The 21,550-nt window shown below is 61.8% G+C and carries 15 protein-coding genes and 1 tRNA gene; 6 read left to right on the top strand and 10 right to left on the bottom strand.

The window, feature by feature from the left end; translation table 11 throughout:
- Positions 1-5: 5 nt before the first annotated feature.
- Genes EKN06_RS01820 through argJ form a run of 3 tightly spaced genes read right to left on the bottom strand, consistent with a single transcriptional unit; the run spans position 6 to position 2,691 of the window.
- Positions 6-830, bottom strand: coding sequence for an inositol monophosphatase family protein (locus EKN06_RS01820; protein ID WP_127611162.1), 825 nt, complete (start codon positions 828-830; stop codon positions 6-8).
- Positions 827-1,444: a glutathione S-transferase family protein gene (locus tag EKN06_RS01825; RefSeq protein WP_127611163.1), complete on the bottom strand. Its 618-nt coding sequence runs from the start codon at positions 1,442-1,444 to the stop codon at positions 827-829. The genes EKN06_RS01820 and EKN06_RS01825 overlap by 4 nt, the downstream gene beginning before the upstream one ends.
- Before the next feature lie 26 nt (positions 1,445-1,470).
- A complete protein-coding gene (gene argJ / locus EKN06_RS01830) occupies positions 1,471-2,691 on the bottom strand; it encodes a bifunctional glutamate N-acetyltransferase/amino-acid acetyltransferase ArgJ (RefSeq protein ID WP_127611939.1) in 1,221 nt (406 codons plus the stop codon).
- A 126-nt stretch (positions 2,692-2,817) separates the two neighbouring features.
- On the opposite strand from argJ, the gene EKN06_RS01835 reads away from it, so the two are divergent.
- The 3 genes from EKN06_RS01835 to EKN06_RS01845 all read left to right on the top strand — a co-directional run bounded on the left by EKN06_RS01835 (position 2,818) and on the right by EKN06_RS01845 (position 6,824).
- Positions 2,818-3,093 (top strand): hypothetical protein, encoded by a 276-nt coding sequence (locus EKN06_RS01835; protein ID WP_127611164.1) that lies wholly within the window; start codon positions 2,818-2,820, stop codon positions 3,091-3,093.
- Positions 3,094-3,212: 119 nt separating this feature from the next.
- The gene (gene secA / locus EKN06_RS01840) at positions 3,213-5,978 is read left to right on the top strand and encodes a preprotein translocase subunit SecA (RefSeq protein WP_127611165.1); all 2,766 of its coding nucleotides are present in this window, start codon (positions 3,213-3,215) and stop codon (positions 5,976-5,978) included.
- 165 nt (positions 5,979-6,143) lie between these two features.
- Positions 6,144-6,824, top strand: a complete 681-nt coding sequence (locus EKN06_RS01845; protein ID WP_240654558.1) for a response regulator transcription factor — start codon at positions 6,144-6,146, stop codon at positions 6,822-6,824.
- A gap of 15 nt (positions 6,825-6,839) precedes the next feature.
- On the opposite strand, the gene EKN06_RS01850 is transcribed toward EKN06_RS01845, so the two are convergent.
- The 3 genes from EKN06_RS01850 to EKN06_RS01860 form a co-directional block, all read right to left on the bottom strand.
- A complete protein-coding gene (locus EKN06_RS01850; protein WP_127611166.1) occupies positions 6,840-7,208 on the bottom strand; it encodes a PRC-barrel domain-containing protein in 369 nt (122 codons plus the stop codon).
- Between the two features lie 157 nt (positions 7,209-7,365).
- Entirely contained in the window at positions 7,366-10,104 is a 2,739-nt protein-coding gene (locus EKN06_RS01855; RefSeq protein WP_127611167.1) for a TonB-dependent receptor domain-containing protein, read from the bottom strand.
- 121 nt (positions 10,105-10,225) lie between these two features.
- Complete coding sequence (locus EKN06_RS01860) at positions 10,226-11,800, bottom strand: hypothetical protein (RefSeq protein WP_127611168.1); 1,575 nt, start codon at positions 11,798-11,800, stop codon at positions 10,226-10,228.
- 265 nt (positions 11,801-12,065) lie between these two features.
- Between EKN06_RS01860 and EKN06_RS01865 the strand changes: the two genes are divergently transcribed.
- The 3 genes from EKN06_RS01865 (at position 12,066) to EKN06_RS01875 (ending at position 16,445) form a co-directional block, all read left to right on the top strand.
- Entirely contained in the window at positions 12,066-12,425 is a 360-nt protein-coding gene (locus EKN06_RS01865) for a tetratricopeptide repeat protein (protein WP_127611169.1), read from the top strand.
- 283 nt (positions 12,426-12,708) lie between these two features.
- Complete coding sequence (locus EKN06_RS01870; RefSeq protein WP_127611170.1) at positions 12,709-14,883, top strand: RNA degradosome polyphosphate kinase; 2,175 nt, start codon at positions 12,709-12,711, stop codon at positions 14,881-14,883.
- Positions 14,880-16,445, top strand: coding sequence for a Ppx/GppA family phosphatase (locus EKN06_RS01875; RefSeq protein ID WP_240654559.1), 1,566 nt, complete (start codon positions 14,880-14,882; stop codon positions 16,443-16,445). The genes EKN06_RS01870 and EKN06_RS01875 overlap by 4 nt, the downstream gene beginning before the upstream one ends.
- 79 nt (positions 16,446-16,524) lie before the next feature.
- Here the strand turns inward: EKN06_RS01875 and EKN06_RS01880 are convergent, their stop codons facing one another.
- From EKN06_RS01880 to mfd, 4 genes are all read right to left on the bottom strand, one after another.
- Complete coding sequence (locus tag EKN06_RS01880; protein WP_127611171.1) at positions 16,525-16,695, bottom strand: CsbD family protein; 171 nt, start codon at positions 16,693-16,695, stop codon at positions 16,525-16,527.
- Positions 16,696-16,886: 191 nt separating this feature from the next.
- Positions 16,887-16,961, bottom strand: a tRNA-Asn gene (locus tag EKN06_RS01885).
- Between the two features lie 85 nt (positions 16,962-17,046).
- Entirely contained in the window at positions 17,047-17,829 is a 783-nt protein-coding gene (locus tag EKN06_RS01890; RefSeq protein WP_127611172.1) for an NAD kinase, read from the bottom strand.
- 70 nt (positions 17,830-17,899) lie between these two features.
- Positions 17,900-21,460 carry a transcription-repair coupling factor gene (mfd, locus tag EKN06_RS01895; protein ID WP_127611173.1) on the bottom strand — a complete coding sequence of 1,187 codons (3,561 nt, stop codon included), beginning with the start codon at positions 21,458-21,460 and terminating at the stop codon, positions 17,900-17,902.
- Between the last annotated feature and the right edge of the window lie 90 nt (positions 21,461-21,550).

Consider the following 21,550-nt stretch of genomic DNA (forward strand, 5'->3'; position numbering starts at 1 on the left):
TGACATCATCCGGCTCGGCACAAGTCGGGCCGGATCAGATACGCCGCGGCCAGTTCGTCCCATAGGGCCGGACTGGCCGCGGCGATCATTCCCTTGCGATCCCATTCGTCGACGCGATACGGTGAACCATCGGGTCTGGCGCACTTGCCGCCCGCCTCGTTCAACCAAAGCGCGCCCGCCGCGTGATCCCACGCCAGCGTGCGTTCAAACACCGACACATCGTTGATGCCTAGTGCGAGGCGGGGATACTGTTCCGCCGCGCAATAAGGGATGTCGGCCAGACGGTAGTGCGGGGCAAGGTTCGTCTTCACGTTTTCGCGCTGCGCATCGTCCATGAAGATCAGCGAGATCGCGGCGATCGGCGGCGTTTCGCCCGTGGCCCGCGCGGCGATGCGCTGCCCGTCCACGAACGCGCCCGTACCCAGCGCCGCATGGCACAGCCGTTGCTGCAGCGGGTCGTAAATCCAGCCCGCTTTGGTCTCGCCCTTTTCTGCCAGAGCGATCATCAGTCCGAACGGTGGACGCCCGTTGGCGAAATTGCGCGTGCCGTCGATCGGGTCGACGATCCAGCACAGCGCATCGCCCAGCCGCTCGGTCAGGAACGGATCGGCATGAACCGCTTCCTCGCCAACGATGGCCGCTTCGGGCAGGATTTTCGCGAGCCCCTCGGCCAGCATCGCCTCACTTTCGCGGTCGGCTATGGTGACAAGATCGCCGGGCTTTTTCTCGATGATCTCGTGCGCGGCCAACGTCTGGTATCGCGGCAGGACCACATCGTGCGCGACGCGTTCCATCAACGCATGAACCTGCCGGGTCAGCGCGTCGGTCATGTGAGCGGGATCGCGACGAAATCGCGGTAGGGCGGACGCGCCAGCAAGCGTTCGTACCAGCGGCGAATGGCGGGGAAGGGCGGCCGTTCGATGGGTAGCGCGAACCATGTGTGGATATAGCAACCCATCGGAATGTCGCCGATCCCGAAATCGTCGCCCGACAGCCAATCATGGCCGGAAAGATGTTCTTCAAGCACCGCAAGCAAGGCCGCGCAGCCACCCACTGCTTGTTCGATCACGATAGCGTCGCGTTCGGGTTCGGGCTTGCGAACAAGGCTGACGAAAGCCGGGCGCTGGTTGTCGGCATAGGTGAAGTGCCAGTCCATCCATCGATCGCCCAGCGCGCGTGTCGCAGGATCGGAGTTCCACCAACGTTCGCCGCCGTATTGCGCGGCAAGATAGCGCAGGATCGCATTCGATTCCCACAATGTCAGGTCACCGTCGTCGATTGTGGGGATCAGGGCATTTGGATTTTTCGCAAGATAGGCCGTGTCCATGCCGAACGGCCCGCCGACGTCGCGCCGGATATATGGCAAAGCCATTTCCTCGGCCAGCCAGACGACCTTCTTCACGTTGTGCGAATTGAGCCGGCCCCAGATAACGATTTCGCCCATGCATCGCTCCACCAATATGTTCGAGATCAGGTTCGATAATCCGCGTTGATCACGATGTAGCCGTGGGTCAGGTCGCAGGTCCACACCGTCGCGCTGCCTTCGGCCAAGCCGAGATCGACGTCGATGCGGATGTCCTGCCCTTTGAGGTGTTCGGCGACCGGGGCTTCGTCATAATCGGCCAGCGGCAGGCCGTTTTTCGCAGCCCACGTCCCACCGAACCCGATGGACAGCTTGTCGCGATCCGCCGGTTCGCCCGCCTTGCCCACGGCCATGACGACGCGGCCCCAGTTCGCGTCCTCTCCCGCGACGGCGGTTTTCACCAATGGCGAATTGGCGATGGACAGCCCGACGCTACGGGCGCTTTCGTCCGAAACAGCGCCTGTTACCGCGATCTCGATGAATTTCTGCGCGCCTTCGCCGTCACGCACGACGAGATGCGCAAGCTGGCGGCACACGTCGTGAATGGCCGCGGCAAAGGCGTCGGCGCCGGGACTGTCCGCATCGACCAGTTCTTCGTTGCCCGCATGCCCGGTTGCAAAGGCAAGGACCGTGTCGCTCGTCGAAGTGTCGCTATCGACGGTGATGCATGCAAACGTCGCCTCGTTCGCGGCGGACAGGCACAGTTGCAGGAAGTGGGGCGACACTTTCGCGTCCGTGAAAATGTAGCCGAGCATCGTCGCCATATCGGGCGCGATCATGCCGCTTCCCTTGACGATGGCGCTGATTTCGATCCGAGTGTCGCCCAACATAGCGCTGGCGGTCGCGCCCTTGGCGAAGGTGTCGGTCGTGCCGATGGTCTGCGCGGCCATTTCCCAGTCGCAGGGCTGCGCGGCCAGCGCGTTCATGACGCCTACCTCGGCCTTGTCCTTGGGCAGGGGCACGCCGATGACGCCGGTGGACGACACGAAGACATCGCTCGGCGCGCAATCCAGGTGCGCGGCAACCTGCGCCATGATCTGTTCCACCGCCTCTCTGCCGCGATATCCGGTAAAGGCGTTGGAATTGCCCGCGTTCACGACCAACGCGCGGGCACGGCCCAGCCGCACCTGCTCGCGGCCCATTTCTACCTCGGACGAACAGCAGACGTTTTTGGTGAAAACGCCCGCGACGCTCGTCCCTTCGTCCAGTTCGACATATGTCAGGTCACATCGATCCCATGTCTTGTAATGCGCCCGCGCCACGCGCGGAACGGCGCCCGCAATGGAAGGAGCGGCGGGAAAAGGGCGAGCGAGCGGGGATCTTTCCATGGTCCGTGCGGTTACCGTGACCATGCAGCAGCGGCAAGCAGGTTGGGAAAGGCTATTGCGCAAATTTGAGGATTTCTCCTCCACCTGCTGGATTTTGCCGTGGCAAATGCGTATCTTGGGCAAAGCATGAAACGGCTCCTTGCCTTTGCCGCCCTTTTGCTGGGCCTTTCCGCGCTTCTCGCGCCGGCGCACGCGCGCATTCATTACGCGCCGCACAATGCGGAAATTTCGCGAGTCGACAAGGTCCCCTCAGGTGTCGAGGCAATCCGACTGGAGGCTGAGGCTTCGCAACCGCGCGTAAGCCGGGCAAAGCGCAACCGGGAGCTTGGCGCGCCTGCCACGCGGTCCCCGCGCACCGTCCTGCTTCCCGTGATCATGCTGGCTGACCGCCCGCTAGAATAGCTTTTGGCGGCGGCCGTGTGGCCGCCGACCCCACGGCACCCTTTCCGGCGCGCGCTATAGTGTGCCGTTCCCCGACATATCAGGCCCATGCATGGGCCCATCAAGGAAACACCCGACCCATGTTCGGATCCATTGCCAAGTCCATGTTCGGTTCTTCGAACGAACGCTACGTCAAATCGATGGGCAAGATCGTCGCCCGCATCAACAGCCTCGAAGAACATTTCGAGGCGATGGATGATGCCGAATTGCAAAATCAGACCGTCCTGTTTCGCGAGCGCATCGAAGCGGGCGAAAGCCTTGACGACTTGCTGCCCGAAGCATTCGCCGTGGTCCGCGAAGCGTCGAAGCGCGTCTTCGGCATGCGCCACTTCGACGTTCAGATGATCGGCGGCATCGCGCTGCACCGTGGCGAAATCGCCGAAATGCGCACGGGCGAGGGCAAGACGCTGGTCGCCACGCTTGCGACTTATCTCAATGCGCTGCCGGGCCTTGGCGTCCACGTCGTCACCGTCAACGACTACCTCGCCCGCCGCGACGCGGATTGGATGGGTCAACTTTACCGCTGGCTCGGCCTGACCGTCGGGGTCATCGTGCCGAACATGCACGAGTACGACCGCCGGGCGAGTTACGCTTGCGACATCACTTATTCGACCAACAACGAACTCGGTTTCGATTACTTGCGCGACAACATGAAGCAGTCGCGTGAACAGCAGGTCCACCGTCCGTTCAATTACGCGATCGTCGATGAAGTCGATTCGATCCTGATCGACGAAGCGCGCACCCCGCTGATCATCTCCGGACCGACCGAGGACAAGTCCGACCTCTACGTCACACTGGATGGCGTGGTGAAACGACTGAACGAAGAGGATTTCGACAAGGACGAGAAGACCAAGTCGATCACCCTGACTGAAGACGGCACCGAAAAAGTCGAACAGATCCTCATCGCGGACGGATTGCTCGAAACCGATAACCTCTACGATTACGAAAACACGCAGGTCGTTCATCACCTCGATCAGGCGCTGAAGGCCGTCCACATGTTCAAATTGGACACGGACTACATCGTCAAGGACGACAAGGTCGTCATCATCGACGAATTCACCGGCCGCATGATGGACGGTCGCCGCTGGTCCAACGGCTTGCATCAGGCGGTCGAAGCTAAAGAGGGCGTGAAGATCGAGCCCGAGAACCAGACGATGGCCTCGATCACGTTCCAGAACTATTTTCGGATGTATCCCAAGCTTTCGGGCATGACCGGTACCGCTGCGACCGAAGCTTCGGAATTCTTCGACATCTACAAGCTCAACGTCGTCGAAATCCCGACCAACTTGCCGGTGAAGCGCGTCGACGAGGAAGACCAGTTCTTCAAGAACACGCACGACAAGTTCCGCGCGATCGCCAGATCGATCCGCGAACAGAACGAAACCGGCCAGCCGGTGCTAGTCGGCACGGTTTCGATCGAAAAGTCCGAACTGCTCAGCCGCTTCCTTGAGGAAGAGGGCGTCAAGCATGCCGTCCTGAATGCCCGCATGCACGAGATGGAAGCCCATATCGTGGCGCAGGCGGGGCGTATGGGCGCCGTCACCATCGCCACCAACATGGCGGGGCGCGGCACCGACATCCAGTTGGGAGGCAACGTCGAATTCCGCATCGGCGACGAACTGGCCGATCTGCCCGACGGTCCCGAGCGCGACGCCGCGATGGCTCGAATCAAGGCCGAAGTCGCGGCTGAACGCGAACAGGTGCTGGCAGCGGGCGGGCTGTTCGTGCTGGGCACCGAACGCCACGAATCGCGGCGCATCGACAACCAGTTGCGCGGCCGTTCGGGCCGTCAGGGCGACCCCGGACTGTCGCGATTCTATCTCTGCCTCGAAGATGACCTGCTGCGCATATTCGGGCCGGACACGCTCTTTTCCAAGATGATGAATTCGAACCTCGAGGACGGGGAAGCGATCGGTTCGAAGTGGCTGTCTAAGGCGATCGAGACCGCGCAGAAAAAGGTCGAGGCGCGCAACTACGACATCCGCAAGCAGGTCGTCGAATACGACAACGTGATGAACGACCAGCGCAAGGTGATCTACGAGCAGCGCGGCGACATCATGGATTCCGACACCGTCGACGATGTCGTCGTCGACATGCGCAACGACACCGTGAACTCGCTGGTCGGCATAGCTTGCCCACCGGGCTCCTATCCTGAACAGTGGGATGTCGAAGGGTTGAAGGAAAAGATCGAGGAAATCCTTGGTGAACCTGCGCCCATCGACGAATGGATGCAGGAAGACGGGATCGAGCCCGAAGATCTCGAACAGCGGCTGGCCGCGATGGCTGACGCCAAGATGGACGCCAAGTTTGGCGAAACCGATCCGTCGATCTGGCGGCAGGTCGAAAAGTCGGTGCTGCTCGACCGGCTCGACTATCACTGGAAAGAACACCTCGCGACGCTCGATGCACTGCGCCAAGTCGTGTTCCTGCGCGCCTATGCGCAAAAGACGCCGATCAACGAGTACAAGCAGGAGGCCTTTGGCCTGTTCGAACGCATGCTCGAACAGATCCGCGAAGACGTAACCCGCATCCTGATGACCAGTCAGTTGCGCATGCAGCAGCCAGAGCCCGCTGCCTTGCCCGAACTGCCCGACTTCCTGACCAACCCCAACCTGATGACGGGCCATATCGATCCGTTTACCGGCGAAGACAATTCGAACGACGGCGACGGTTCGGCGCTGCGTCCGGCGCTATTCGGTGCGCTTGCCGGATCGACTTTCGCGCAGGCCGGGCCGGGCGGTGCGGAAAGCGAGAATCCGTGGAAAGACATGGACATCAGCCGCAACGCGACTTGCCCTTGCGGCAGCGGCAACAAGTACAAGCATTGCCATGGCGCGGCCGCCTGATGTCGGCGTGACAATCGGTTGGATGTCTGCAGGGGGCGGAATATTGCCGGTGACCGCACCTTCCGCCCCTTTTTAAGAGCTTTTGATCTTGCGTGCCCGATAGTCACTAACGTGTCATGAGTGCCGGGCATGTCCCTTTGGAACGCAAGGTTTCCGGGGGCATGAGTGAGCGTCGTCAATATTTTCCTCAGCGATCCGCTTGGCGATACGCTCGAAGGTTTCGAGCATGACGGCGTGCGCTTCACGTTCGACAGGCTCGACTGCAATGGCCCGCGCAGGCTTGTCGACGGACAGATGTGGGCTTTTGTCGACTGGGTGCTCGACGAATGTTCGGGGCTCGAGCTTTGCCGCCGCCTCAGGGCCGATTCGCGCACGGCAGAAGCACACGTCACGATGGTGCTCGAAGCAGACGATCCCGAAGACCGGCGCCGCGCATTACGGGCAGGCGCCGACGATTACATGGTCGGTCCCCTCAATCGCACGGCGGTGCTCGACCGGGTCTTTGCCTTGCAGGACCGGCGCGGACTTCGCCAGACTATGCAGGCCGTCCGGCTGGGCGATCTGACCGTCGATCTCCTCGCGCTTCAAGCGCGTTGGCAGGACAGGCCGGTTCATCTTCGGCCCAACGAGTTCCGGCTCTTGCGATTTTTGGCCGAAAACCCGGATCGTGTGCTGTCGCGGCTGGATTTGATCGAGGGGCTGGGCAAGCTGGACCCGCCGATCGACGAACGCACCGTCGATGTGTGGATAGGCCGGCTGCGCCGCGCGCTCAAGAACGTTGGCGCAGGCGAACTGCTGCGCACGGTTCGCGCGATGGGCTACGTGCTCGATAGCCCGCCGGGCTGATCCGGCTCGGCCCGATCAGATCGGCGGCGGGCCAAACGTTCCGTAATATTCAAAGATATCGCGGTGCTTTCTGGCGTGTTGCTCTCCGCCGAAACCTTCCAGTTCGTCGGCGTCGTAATGCGGCGCACTGGCAAGGTCCGCCTTGCCTAGACCCACGACATATCCGTGCTGTTTCTCGTTATAGCTGAGGATGTCCCAGGGCAGGGGATGAAGCCGTTTGCCGATGCCGAGGAATCCTCCGAACGACAGGATCGCATAGACCACCTGGCCGCTGGTCCGGTCGATGGACAGGTCGCGAACATGCCCGATCAAAGAGCCTTCCTCGTCGAAGACAGGGGTGTGCTCCACCCTGCTGGCCAGGATCAGTTTGTGATCGTCTGCCATTTGCGTGTCTCCTCTTTCCAGAGGTGGCAACCATACGCCTTTTGTCTCTCGACCGAAAGGTCGCCGCAACAATGCCCGAAGCGCATGCAAAAACGGGGTCCCTAGCTGCCGAAGGACCCCGTTCTGCGGGAATGCGCTCTGGGACAGCGCGGGAAGTTCAGAATTCCACCGAAATGCCGAGCGAATAGCTCTGGCCGACGGCGTAAGTGTTGTTTTCGATCCGATTGGCGCCGGTGGTCTGATATTCGAAGTTGTCGCGACCGAAGATGTTGCGCGCCTCGAACTCCAACTCGACCGGCAAGCCCATGAAATCGGCGCCTTCGCGTGCGACGAAGTCGACGGTGAGGCCGGGGTTTTCGATGATCTCGGGCCGCTGGAAATCGCGACGGGTCACGCGTTTCGACGCGTAGTTGATCAGGAACGTGTACTGGCCCAACACTTCGCTGTCTTCCAGCCCGAACTGGATGTTGGCGATATGGTCGGACTGGCCGGTCATCGGATCGCCCTTGTCGAAGAAGTTCGACACCTGCGTCGTGCCGCCTGGGATCGCCGTGATATCGTCCGGACCGAACTTTATCTCGGATTTCGAGTAGGTGTAGTTGGCGATCAGGACGAAGTCCTTGGTTTCGAACCAGCCGCCCATGTCGTCGAGCGGAATGCTGTACTCCGCTTCGAATTCGGCGCCGTAGAGCTGCGCCTGCGGCACATTGGCGAACGTGGTGTAGCGCCCGCCGCCCGGAAGCGAGAGCACGATGGCCTCGATCGGATTGTCGATCTTCTTGTAGAACCCCGCAAGGCTGACATGGTCACGCCCCGAGAAATAGTATTCGGCCCGAGCCTCGAGATTCAGCAGCTTGCTGTCGACCAGGAACGGGTTGCCGCGATACTGACGGTTGTTGTCCGGATCGAAATAGGTCTGTTCCACGAGCTCGCGAAATTGCGGGCGGGCGATGGTCTTCGATCCGGAAACGCGGAATTGCAGCGCGTCCGTCGCTTCCCAGGTGACCGTGGCGCTGGGCAGGAAATAATCGTTCGCGTTGTAGGTTTCGGTCGCGCCGGCAACCGGGGTGTTGAAGATCGTCTGGTCAAGCGAGACGGTCTGCGTCGCGTCTTCGTATCGCACGCCGACATCCATCGTCACCGTGTCGAGCGGTGCGTAACTGAGCTTGCCGTAACCGGCATGGATCGTAAGGCCCGCATCGAACGCCGGGAAGGAGGTTGTTTCCGACAGTCCGATGTTGAACCCCGCCAGCGCAGCCCCGTTGATCAGGTCCCCCGGTCGGCGCAGCGCGATGGCATTCAGAACATCCTGCGTCAGGCCTAGCGAGACGAGCATGGGATCGACCGAAGCCTGCATCCGGAATTCGCGCCGCGAAGAATAGCGGCTAGTATCGGAATAAGCGTAACCGACTGTGCTCGTCAGGTTGTCGAGGATATCGTAGCTGGCGTCGATGCCGCCGAACCACAGTTCTTCCTGAAGATCGTCGAACGCCGCCGAGACGGGCTCCACGTTGTTGATCTGATTGGTGATGTTCGCGACGTAATATTCGCCGGTCGGGCTGTTCGGATTGTTGGTCCGGACATAGTTGAAGGTCAGGTTGAACGGCGCTTCGCGATCGGTGCGGGCATATCCACCGCGTACGTCGATCGAAAGCGGGCCGAATTCGAATTCGCCGACGATCTGGGTGTCGACCAACTGGCGCTCGTACCAGCCGGTGTTCTGTTCGACGAGATCGTAGTTGTCCTCGAACGAAAATCCGGTGCCGAGCCGCGCCTGTTTCAACGTGTCGCGGATATAGAGGTTGGTCCAGCGGATCGTATGATCGCCGATGTCGAGCCCGATGCCCAGCATGCCGTTCACCAGCATCCGGTTATCGGTGATGAACGTCGTCCAGTCGTCGGTCAGTTCCGACAGGTCGGAGTTGGCACTCTGCGAACGGACCGAACGGTTGCGCCAGCTGTTCTTGAGCCCTGCCGTCGCGACAAGACCGAGCACAGCATCGTCGCCCACGTCGAAGGAGGTGCCGGCCGTGATCGAGCCGGAGAAGTTCGGCGGCAGGTTGCCGTCCTTCGTCACGGTCGCCATGTTCAGCGGCCACAACTGCGCCGCGATACCTTCCTGCGTTGCGATCGGCACCGACTGGATGCGCTCGCCGCTGTTCAGGAACGCCTGCAAATTCGACGGAATGTCGCGGTTGCCGTTGTCGAATCCCATCCAGTCGAGGTCGGACCCGTAATAGGTCAGCCCGTCGCGACCCAATGTGCGGGTATCGCCGCCGGCAGATGCGCTGATCTTTACGAAGCTTTCGTCCGGGATCGCACGGGTAGTCAGGTTGATGACGCCGCCGCCGAATTCGCCGGGGAAGTTCGCGGAATAGGTTTTCTGGACCATCGACGATGCGATGACGTTGGTCGGAAAGATGTCGAGCGGGACGACCCGGCTTAACGGTTCGGGGCTGGGCAAGGGCAGGCCGTTCAGCATGGCGAGCGAATAGCGATCGCCCAGGCCGCGAACATAGACGCGGCCCGATCCGACGATGGAAAGGCCGGTCACACGGCTCAACGCGCCTGCGATGTCGCCTTCGCCGGTACGGGCAATATCTTCGGCCGAAAGGACCGAAACCACTTGGGTCGAAGCGCGAACCGGATCGCGGTTGCGGCGCCCAGTCACGAGGATCGCGCCGCCGGGGATCGAGACGTCGGTTTCGGAATAGCTTTCACCGGCGGCGGGTTCGGTCTGACCGCTGGCGACCTGATCCGTCAGTTCCGCTTCGGCTGCCTCGGTGCTCGGGTCTTCGCCGGGCGGGACGCCGATGGCTTGCGCGAACCCGCAGGCGGGAAAGGTAAGCGCGCTGGATAGCAGGAGCAGCCCCGCAAGGCGCTGGCCGGTGGACATGGTGTGGAACCCCCTCAATGGTCCGTAAATCGTACCGGCCGTCGCGGGCCGGGTAATGCGAGGAGGGGGAGGGGCAGGCCTGCACGATGCAGACCGACCGCCTCCCCCACCTGGGCCGAGATCAGTAAACCGGCAGCCTCGTGCACGAACCCGTGCCGTCGCCGAACGTCAGCGTGGCCGAATCGCAGGTCCAGCCTGCCCACCAGTCATCCGCCGCATCCTTGACCGCGCCGATATGGTCGACGACGTCGAAGAAGGACGAGAGGTTGGTGTTGGCGTTGTAGACCGCATAACCGTTGATCGCGTCGGAGTTGATGAACCCGCTCGTCAGCGCGACGGTGAAGGTGCTGTCGGTATTGGTGCTGTTGTTGAACAGGTCGGCAACCTGCTGCGCGGTGACGCCCGAACCACCTTCGAACGGGGTCGCGCCGCATTTCATGACCACGGACGAGAACTTGGGAGGGCCATCGCCCGTGCCGTCGATGGTCGGCACTTCGTCGATGCGCAGGCATCCGGCGGCACCGGCATCCACGACTGAATTGACCAGCGAGAAATCTGCCGCGCCGCGAAGGCGCATCGTGCGGGTCGAAACAGTGCTTCCGCCAAGGAGCGTCGCGTTGGCGATGCGCAGGTTGGTGCGTGGCAGGGCGCTCAACACATAGTCGCCATCGGGCGAATCGAGCTCGATGAGATGGTCGCCACCCGTCGCGCGCTGCTTGGTGATGACGTATTGAAGGTCGGCCTTCGCTCCGGTGTCGACGTCGATCGCATCGTCGTCGGCGCCCACGGCGATCACGTGCTTCATCTTCACGGTGCCGCCAAAGAATTCCATGCCGTCGTCAGAGCTGTTGAAGCTCATGAAGTGGTTGATCGACGTGCCCGAACCGATGCCGCCGGTGGTCAGCGACTGAAGCTCGCTGCCGCCCGTAAGCGTGAAGCCCGAGTAACGGATCTGGAAATAATCCATCGTGCCCGAGCTGTCGGCTGCCGTGTTACCGCCGAACAGGGTCGTGACGGCTGCGCCTTCAAGCTCCTGTTCGCACTGTGCCTGGTCGGCCTTGTTCGGAACTTCGTCGCGGCAGTCGGAAACCGGCGCGCGGCCCAACAGCACGACGCCGCCCCACTGACCGATCGAAGCGTCGGTGGCGAGACCCAGCACGTTGTCGCGGCTGGTAAAGACGATCGGCATGTCGGCGGTGCCAACGGCGTTGATCTTGTTGCCGCGATTGACGACGAGATACGATTCGCCATTCGGATTGGTCGCGTCGCCGGCAAACAGGATGACGCCCGGTTCGACCGTCAGCGTGACGTTGGTGTCAGCCGACGATGCGACTGCGCCGCCATCGGTGCCAACATCGACACGACCATCCATCGCATAAAGCACACCCGCGATATATTGCAGGCGGGTGCTGGCATCGATTTTGGCGGGCAGCACGCAGACGCGATAGGTGCCGGTCGGGCCAGTGATCGTGCCGTCGTCGCGAAGACCGCCGGTGGCTGCAATTGTCGGGCAGCCTCCCGCAGGGGTCACGGTGCCGGTTGTCGGCGTGGGCGTCGGGGTCCCGGTCGGCGTGGGCGTCGGGTTGTTGACGATGATGTCGCCGCCCGTGCCGGGCGATACGATCTTGTCGCCGCCGCAGCCGGCAAGTGCCAGCACGGAGCAACCGATGACGAACGATTGTTGGATTTTTTTCACGGCGAGCGGTCCCCTCAAGTACCGAAGAATCGAATGGATCTGTGCGAAATTCGGTTCGCGAGGGTTCAGCTAGGCTTTGGACATGACAGTTTGTTTGCCGTCGCATGACAGTTCGATGGCACGAACGATCTTTTTCGCAAGTGCCGCATGGCGTGATCGCGCCTGACATCGAATGTTACAGTTCGATGACATTGTTTCATTTTCATTGCAGTTCGCCGGAACTGGCAGCATCCTTGGTCCAAGAAATCGAATTGGGAGATTCAAGATGTCTGCATTTCTCGCTCTTGCGTTTGCGCTGGCCGCAGGGTCCTCGGGTACCGTCGACACTGTCGATGTCGCGTACGACGCATTGACACAGGGCAGGACCGAGGCAGCGATCGCCAAGCTTGAAACTCGCGGCAATTCCGACGATCCGGCCCGCCTGATCAATCTTGCGGCTGCCTATACCGCGCAAGGTCGCTTTGCAGAGGCGCGCGCCACTTATGAACAGGCGGCATTTGCCGAACGCTACGAACTCGAAACCGCCGACGGCAAATGGCAGGATTCGCGCGTCCTTGCTCGGCAGGCTATGGCCGGGCTCGATCGGATGAGCGTCGACACGCGAATGGCCCGAAACGGGCAATAATCGCCTTAGATAGGGAAAAGAGCACCAAGGCGATCCGGGGTCGGAAGAGTTCCTCCAATCCTACGACCAAGTTGATTGCTGCAAGGCTCACAAGGGGGGCGGACTGACGGGATCAGTCCGCCCCCCCTTCGCATCTGCGTCATGAACAGGTACAGTGGCGACGGCGGGCTCGTGGGCCGCAGGCGTCAGTACGGCAAAATCATCGTCGCGTTGCGATCTTGATGCTGTAACGCCTGTGTCACACGGGCAGGCCATGCAGCCGCGACTTCCGTCAGGCAGGGCCATGAACGAGCAGACATCGCAAGATATGCAACCTGTCGCCATCACTTCGACCATGGCAGCGGACACGCTTTACACCAATCGCGAACTAAGCTGGCTGGCCTTCAACCGTCGCGTGTTGGCCGAAGCGAGCCGCGCGAACTACCCTTTGCTCGAACGGCTGAGGTTCCTGTCGATTTCCGGTAGCAATCTCGACGAATTCGTGATGATCCGCGTGGCGGGCCTTGCCGGGCAATTGCAGCGCGGGATTACAAAGACCAGCATCGACGGGCGTACGCCATCGCAACAGCTTTCGGCGATCCGCAAGGCGATCCGCGAACTGGAATTTCGCCAGCAATCCGTATGGCGAGAATTGCGTGGGCTGTTGTCGGAAACCGGTATTCACGTCTGTGACGAGCATCGGCTCGATGCCCCCGCGCGCGTCTGGCTGAAGGAATACTTCGAAAGCCACATCCTGCCTGTCCTGACCCCGCAGGCGATCGACCCGGCGCATCCGTTTCCCTTCGTCGCGAACAAGGGGATGGGCCTGTTGTTCAACCTGACCCGCTTGATCGATGGGCAGGGCGTGGTCGAGATGATCCTGATTCCATCTGCCGTCCCGCGCTTTGTCCGCGTGCCGGGGGAAGAGGCGACGTGGATGCCGGTGGAGCGGCTGATCGGGCGCTATGCCAACCTCATCTTCCCCGGCTTTCGCATCGAAGGCGACGGCGTCTTCCGCGTCATCCGCGATTCCGATATCGAGGTGGAAGAAGAGGCCGAGGATCTTGTCCGCTATTTCCGCAGCGCAATCCAGCGGCGCCGGCGCGGGCAGGTGATCATGCTCGAACTCGACGCCGAATTCGATCCGGAGGCTGAGAAGCTGCTGCGCGAACAGCTCGGGCTCGACAATGCGATGGTCGTCAAGACCGATGGCATCATCGGGATCGAAGGGCTGGCCAGCATCGTCGATGAAGACCGGCCGGACCTGAAGTTCGAACCATACACCCCGCGCTATCCCGAACGGATCATGGAGCACGACGGCGACTGCTTCGCTGCCATCGGGGAAAAGGACATCGTGATCCACCATCCCTACGAAAGTTTCGAGGTGGTGGTCGATTTCGTACGACAGGCAGCCGCAGACCCCGACGTCGTCGCGATCAAGCAAACCCTGTACCGCGCCGGGAAACAGTCCGCGATCATCAACGCGCTGATCGCGGCGGCAGAAGCGGGCAAATCCGTGACCGCCGTCGTCGAATTGAAGGCGCGTTTCGACGAGGAACAGAACATCCTTTGGGCCAACAAGCTCGAACGCGCCGGCGTGCAGGTGATCTATGGCTTCGTCGATTGGAAAACCCATGCCAAGGTTTCGATGGTCGTGCGCCGCGAAGGCGACGGTTATCGGACGTACTGCCACTTTGGCACCGGCAACTATCACCCGGTGACGGCGCGGATCTATACCGACCTGTCGTACTTCACCGCTGACCCGCGCCTGACCCGCGATGCTGCGCGCCTGTTCAATTTCGTCACCGGATACGTCGAACCGCGGCGGACCGAAGGGTTGGTCATAAGCCCTATCGCGATGCGAGAGACGATCTACGCCAATATCGACCGCGAGATTGCGAATCACGTCGCTGGCCGTCCGGCGGCGATCTGGGCCAAGCTCAATTCGCTGACCGACAAAGGCGTGATCGACAAGTTGTACGAGGCAGGATCCGCTGGCGTGCCGATCCGGCTCGTCATACGTGGTATTTGTTGCCTCAAACCGGGCATTCCGGGCGTTTCGGAAACGATCGAGGTGAAATCGATTATCGGTCGCTTTCTGGAACATAGCCGCATCTGGGCCTTCTCCAACGGGTTCCGCATGCCAAGCCCGCGCGCGCGCGTATTCATCAGTTCTGCCGATGCGATGAGCCGGAATCTCGACCGGCGAGTCGAATTGATGGTGCCGATCAGGAACAGAACCGTACACGATCAGGTTTTGGGACAAGTGCTGGTGGCCAATCTCCTCGACAGCGAACAAAGCTGGCGTCTGAAGGCAGATGGCGCCTACGAGCGTGTCGTGCCTGGCGAAAAGCCCTTCAACCTGCATCGGTATTTCATGACCAATCCATCATTGTCCGGACGCGGACAGGCCCTTGCCGAAGACCAGATTCCGCGGCTCGCGCTGCGCCGTGGCGCTCGCAAGGCTTCGGATTCGTGAGCCGCAACGGCTCGTCCTACCGGCGCCGGGTCGAAGGATCGTGGACATCGGAAGGCGACAAGCGGGCCATCATCGACATCGGATCGAACACGGTTCGGATGGTCATTTACGGCGGTTCTACCCGCGCGCCGCAAGTGCTCGCGAATGAAAAGGTCACAGCCCGGCTGGGGCGCGACCTTTCGCAGACGGGAAGCATGGCGGACGACGCTGTCGCTCTGGCCCTGGCCGGACTTGCACGCTTTGCCCTGATCCTGCGCGATCTTGAGATAACGGACGTGGAAACGGTTGCGACCGCTGCTGTGCGCGACGCGGTAAACGGTTCAGAATTCCTGACATCGGTACGTGCTCTCGGCCTTAACGTTCGGCTTCTTTCCGGTGAAGAGGAAGCCCGCGCCAGTGCGCTTGGCGTGATCGGGGCTTTTCCCGACGCCGACGGTGTGGTTGCGGATCTTGGCGGTGGCAGCCTCGAACTGATCAGCGTCGGCAATAATGTCCCGGGGGAGGGGACCACCCTGCCGCTGGGATCGTTAAGGCTGGCCGCGCTTCGTAGTGAAGGTGACGAAAAATTCCAGAGCCGCGTCAGGGAGATCATTCGCGGCGCAGGGTGGGATCAGGGTGGCGGGACGCTCTACCTTGTCGGCGGCACATGGCGGACGATGGCGATTCTGGCCATGCGGCAGCAGGGGCATCCGCTGTCCGATCCGCATGGGTTGTGCATTGATGGCGCGACCGCGCTGAAACTCGCGCGGCGGACTGCCAAGACGTCGAGCGAGGCGTTGCGCGCCATCCCTCGCGTTTCAACGATGCGCTCTCAAATCCTCCCCGATGCGGCAGCGCTGTTGGTCGGGTTGCTGGAAATTCTCGAACCGGAGAGGCTCGTGTTTTCAGCATGGGGCCTGCGCGAAGGCTTGTTGTACGACCGGCTCGAACCGGCCGAGCGGGCGCAGAACCCGCTGCTGGCGGGGGTTTCGTTGTTTGCCGGGCAACATGGCGCGCCCCCCACGCTGGCTACGCGCGTTGCGGCTTGGACCGTAGGGGCGACGCCAAAGGATGGGGAGGGTAGCGAACGCCTGCGCCTTGCTGCGACGATGCTCGCGCTTGCCTCGCTTCAGATCGAACCGAACCTTCGCATGCAGCATTCGGTCGACTGGGCATTGTACAAACGGTGGTTGGGCATTGACGATGTCGGCCGTGCGATGATGGCGGCGACCGCGCTGGGCAATGGCGGCGAGACAGATCTGCCGAAATTGCTGACCGAACTCGCACCGGTCGAAAGACTGGACGAAGCGCTGACGTGGGGGCTGGCCATCCGTCTGTGCCGGCGTCTGGGGCTGCAATCGCGCCAGTCGCTACAAATGACCAAGCTTGTGGTCGAAGACGATACGCTACGGCTCGTGTTCAACGAAAGCCATGCAGCTTTGGCTATCGCGCCTGCTCCCAAAGACCTCAAGAACCTGGCCGAACGGCTTGGCTTGAAGCCAAGCATAGAGGTTGTCAGTGAGACGGTTTTCGCGGCGCTGAAAAATGACGCAGCCTATGGGGCAGAAGCCTCAACGGTTTGATACCGGATTGGAGAGCGTGACGAAAAAGGGCCCCGGAAAAGAATTCCGGAGCCCCGTTTTTCTGTAAGCTGGCCTACGATCAGATGTCGTTGCCAAGCTTGCCTTCGACTTCGCCCTTAAGCTGCTGGGCTTCGCCCTTGGCTTCCTGCTTGCGGCCTTCGTGGCGGGTCGCGGGATTGCCGCTCTCCTGCTTCACGTTGCCGATAGCTTCGTTGACGTTGCCCTTAACCTTTTCGGTAAATTCGCCCATGATGGTTTCTCCAATTCGCTGATAACAAACGAGGTTCGCTTGCCTTTGCCTTATCAACGCACGGAGCGGGCCCATGTATCCGGGTGAGTTGCGCAGCCTGGCTGTCGCACGGTGCGACTGGCCGCAGCATTGCGGCGAAACGATGGCGGCGTGCCATTTGGCACACCCTCGTCATCGCGAATTGTTGAAAATGGCTCCCCGAGTTGGATTCGAACCAACGACCAAGTGATTAACAGTCACCTACTCTACCGCTGAGCTATCGGGGAGCGGCCCGATGGGCAGGGGTGCGCCTATATTGGGGCTCCGGGACTTTGGCAACCCCGTACCGGCGCGAATTTCAAAGAACCTCAATCAGTATGCGAACTGTTCGCCCACGATGCGTTCGTCGAGGCTGTGGCCCCGGTCGAAAAGCAGGGTAAGATCACGTTCGTGCGCCACCGCAACGCGCAGCCAGGCGACATCGCGAATCTCTCGTTGGTCGGCGACAGCGGAGACGGGCCGCTTTTCCCATTCGAGAATCGTGATCTCGATCGGCAGGTGATCGGGCAGGATGGCGCCGCGCCAGCGACGGGGACGGAATGCCGAAATGGGCGTCAGCGCCAGCAACCCGCAGCCCAGCGGCAGGATCGGGCCATTGGCGCTGAAATTATAGGCGGTGGACCCGGCAGGGGTCGCCACCAGTGCGCCGTCGCACATCAGTTCGGGGATACGAATCTTGTCGCCCACCTTGATCTGGAGCTTTGCGGTCTGGCGCGTTTCCCTGAGCAGCGAAACCTCGTTGATGGCGCAGGCCGTGATCTGTTCGCCGCTGCGGGTTTCCACCGTCATGGCCAGCGGCGATACCTCGAACGAGCGGGCACGGTTCACGCGATCGAGAATGGCCGATCGGCTCGCCTCACGCTTGTTCATCAGGAAGCCGACCGTGCCGAGGTTCATGCCATAGGCGGGCAGGATCCGACCGTCGTCGATCATCTGGTGAAGCGTTTGCAGCATGTAGCCGTCGCCGCCGACGACGACGATGGCGTCGGCCTCGTCAATCGGGACGAAGTCGTGCGTGTTCCGCATCTTTTCGCCAGCCGCCTGCGCCTTTTCGGTCGGCGAGACGCTGAGCGCCAGTTTTTCGTATTTCGCCAAGGACCTGCCTTTATCCCTATTCGCACCGGACCCTATGACCGGGCCGGTGGGTTGGCAACGGAACAATGCGTCAAGCCGGTTCTGAAACCTTGCTCGCCTTGCGCGCAATGGCCGCGAGGCCCTTGGTCAGTTGGAAAAGCCCGTTGAGGCGCGACTTGGGATCGCCCCAGGCGCGTTCGATGACAAGCTTCATGTCAGGCCGCAGTCGCGCGGTTCCCTTGAGCCTGTCGACATAGGCCAGCAATCCGACCGGATCCGAAAACTCATCCTTGAAAAACGCGACGAGCGCACCGCGCGGGCCAAGATCGATCTTGGCGATATTCGCCTCACATGCCTGCTGCTTGATTTCGATGAGCTTGACGAGGTTCTCGGTCGCTTCGGGAAGCGGGCCGAACCGGTCGATCATCTCGGCGGCAAGCCCCTCGATCTCTTCCTTGTCGGTCACTTCGTTAAGGCGGCGATAAAGCGCCATGCGCACGGCGAGGTCGGGGACATAATCTTCGGGTATCATGATCGGCGCATCGACCGTGATCTGCGGGGAAAGACCGCTACGGTCTTCGACTACGCCCAGTTCGCCCGCTTTGGCCGCGAGGATCGCGTCCTCCAGCATGGACTGGTATAGTTCGAACCCGACTTCGCGAATGTGGCCCGACTGTTCGTCGCCCAAAAGATTGCCCGCGCCGCGAATATCTAGATCGTGGCTGGCCAGTTGGAATCCCGCGCCCAGAGTGTCGAGATCTCCCAGCACTTTCAGGCGCTTTTCCGCGATTTCGGACATCTGGCTATCTCGCGCCGTCGTGAGATAGGCGTAGGCGCGCGATTTCGACCGGCCCACACGACCGCGCAACTGATAGAGCTGTGCCAGGCCGAAACGGTCGGCGCGGTGAATTACGATCGTGTTGGCGCTGGGGATGTCGAGGCCGGATTCGACGATCGTGGTGGACAGCAGCACGTCGTACTTCTTTTCGTAGAACGCGCTCATACGTTCTTCGACATCGCCTGCGCCCATCTGGCCATGCGCGGCTACGTAAGTCACCTCGGGCACCGTCTCGCGCAGCCAGTCCTCGATCTGCGGCATGTCGGCGATGCGGGGCACGACGATGAAGCTCTGCCCGCCGCGATGATGTTCGCGCAGCAATGCTTCGCGCACCACCATGTCGTCCCATTCCATGATGTACGTCCGCACGGCAAGGCGGTCGACGGGCGGGGTCTGGATCACCGAAAGTTCGCGCAGACCCGACATCGCCATCTGCAGTGTGCGAGGGATCGGCGTGGCGGTCAGCGTCAGGACATGCACATTGGCGCGAAGCGACTTCAGCTTTTCCTTGTGCGTGACGCCAAAGCGCTGCTCTTCGTCCACGATGACGAGGCCGAGCCGTTTAAAATGCACCGATTTGGACAGGATCGCGTGGGTGCCGACGACGATGTCGATCGTGCCTTTCTCCAACCCCTCGCGCGTTTCGGTCGCTTCCCTGGCGGGCACGAGCCGCGACAAGCGGCCGACGTTGAGCGGAAAGCCCGAAAATCGCTCGACGAAATTGGCGTAATGCTGGCGCGCGAGCAGCGTCGTCGGTGCGATCATAACGACTTGCCTGCCGCTCATCGCCGCAACGAATGCGGCGCGTAGCGCGACCTCGGTCTTGCCGAAGCCGACATCGCCGCAGACCAGACGGTCCATTGCACGGCCTTCGCCAAGGTCGGTCAGCACATCGCCAATCGCGCGTTCCTGATCGTCGGTTTCGGTCCACGGGAAACGATCGACGAATGGATCGTAGCTTTGCGGATCGGGTTCGATGATCGGCGCTGTCTGCAACGCGCGCTTGGCCGCTGTCGCCAGCAGTTCGTGAGCAATGGCGCGGATGCGCTCCTTCAGCCGCGCCTTGCGCTTCTGCCACGCTTCGCCGCCCAGCCGGTCAAGGGGCACGCTTTCCTCGCCACTGCCATAGCGCGACAGGACGTCGAGGTTTTCGACCGGCACGTAAAGCTTGTCGCCGCCGTGATATTCCAGCGCGACGCAGTCGTGGGGGCTTTTCCCGACCGGAATCGATTCCAGCCCGATATAGCGCCCGACGCCGTGGTCGATGTGCACGATGTGATCGCCCGGCTGCAGCGCCTGCAGCTCCGCCATGAAAGCGTCGGCGTCTTTCTTGCGCTTCTTGCGCCGGACCAGCCGGTCACCCAGCAGGTCACGTTCGGTGATGATCTCCAGATCGTCAGTCGCAAATCCGGATTCGAGCGGCAGGACGACCGCGACGGGTCGCTTTTTCGCCGCGATCCCCAGCGCTTCCTGCCACGTGTCGGCGATGGCCGGTTCACGGCCCTTGGCGGCGCCTTGACCCGCTTCGCCAAGCTGGCTGACGATACGCTTGCGCGCGCCTTCGGAGTAACAGGCGAGGATCGCGCGCTTGCCGGCGTCCGCCTGCTTGGTCAGGTGCTTGGCTGTGATTTCATAGACGTTTTCGCCCCCGGTGCGTTCGGGCGTGAAATCGCGCGACGAGGTAAAGCCGAAGTCGATGGTGGCGCGCGCTTCCGGCTCGGCAAAGATGGACGTGCGGTGGACCGGCCACTGCGCCAGTTTCGCCTCGAACTCCTCACGCGAAAGATAGAGCAGTTCGGTAGCCAGCGGGCGATAGGCGCCGGGGCTGGTCCGCGCGCTCTCGGTGCGGGCCTTGTGATAGTCGACGATCTCGTCCAGCCGTTCGTCGGCCGCGCGCAGCGCCCCGCCGTCGATGATCGTGACGTCGTTTTCACCAAGATGGTCGAACAGGGTCGCCAGCTTGTCCTCGAACAGGGGGAGCCAATGCTCCATTCCCGCCAGCCTGCGCCCGTCGCTTACCGCCTGATACAGCGGATCGCCGGTCGCCGTCGCGCCCCAGCGTTCGCGATAGCGGCTGCGGAACCGCTTGATCGTATCCTCGTCCAGCAACGCCTCGCTTGCCGGAAGGAGCAGATGGCTGTCGACCGTGCCCGTCGTGCGCTGGGTGTTGGGATCGTACAGGCGCAGCGATTCGAGGTCGTCGCCGAAAAAGTCGAGCCTGAGCCCCGCCTGCTCCCATTCGCCTTTCTCGTTCTTCGCCTTCAATCCAGAAGGCACGATGTCGAAGATCGACCCTCGCACCGCGAATTCGCCTGCGTCGATGGCGGTGTCGCTGCGGGCGTAACCCTGCCGCTGGAGCAGTTGGGTCAGGCTCTGATGCCCGATCACGCTGCCGATTTCGAGCAGGCGCGTCGCTTCGCGAATACGGAACGGGGTCAGCACGCGTTGCAGCAGCGCGTTGACCGTGGTGACCAACAGTTGAGGCGGGCTTTTATCCGTCCGCCGGCGTTGCAAAGCCTGCAACGCGGCAAGCCTGCGGGCGCTGACCGACAGCGCGGGGCTGGACCTGTCATAGGGCAGGCAGTCCCACGCCGGGAATTCGATCACGTCGAGTTCGGGCGCGAAGAACGGCGCCGCATCGACGATTGCGGCCATCGCCTGTTCGTCGGGTGCGATGAAGACCGCGCGGGCAGGAGCCTTGCCATGTGCGGCGGCGCGCGAAAGGTCGGCGAGCACGAGCGGCAAAGCGCCACGGGCAAGCGAAGTCAGCACCAGCGGATTGTCCGCGGCGATTATGCGGGGAAGATCAGTCATGTCTAAGGGGGACTATCTGGCTATACCCCGGTTCCCGCGCAACCCGCAAGCTGGCGAGATTCGGCGATTGAGGAGGCGACGATTCCGGGT

Origin of the sequence: Croceicoccus ponticola, from assembly GCF_004004515.1 — a bacterium.
Taxonomy (GTDB): domain Bacteria; phylum Pseudomonadota; class Alphaproteobacteria; order Sphingomonadales; family Sphingomonadaceae; genus Croceicoccus; species Croceicoccus ponticola.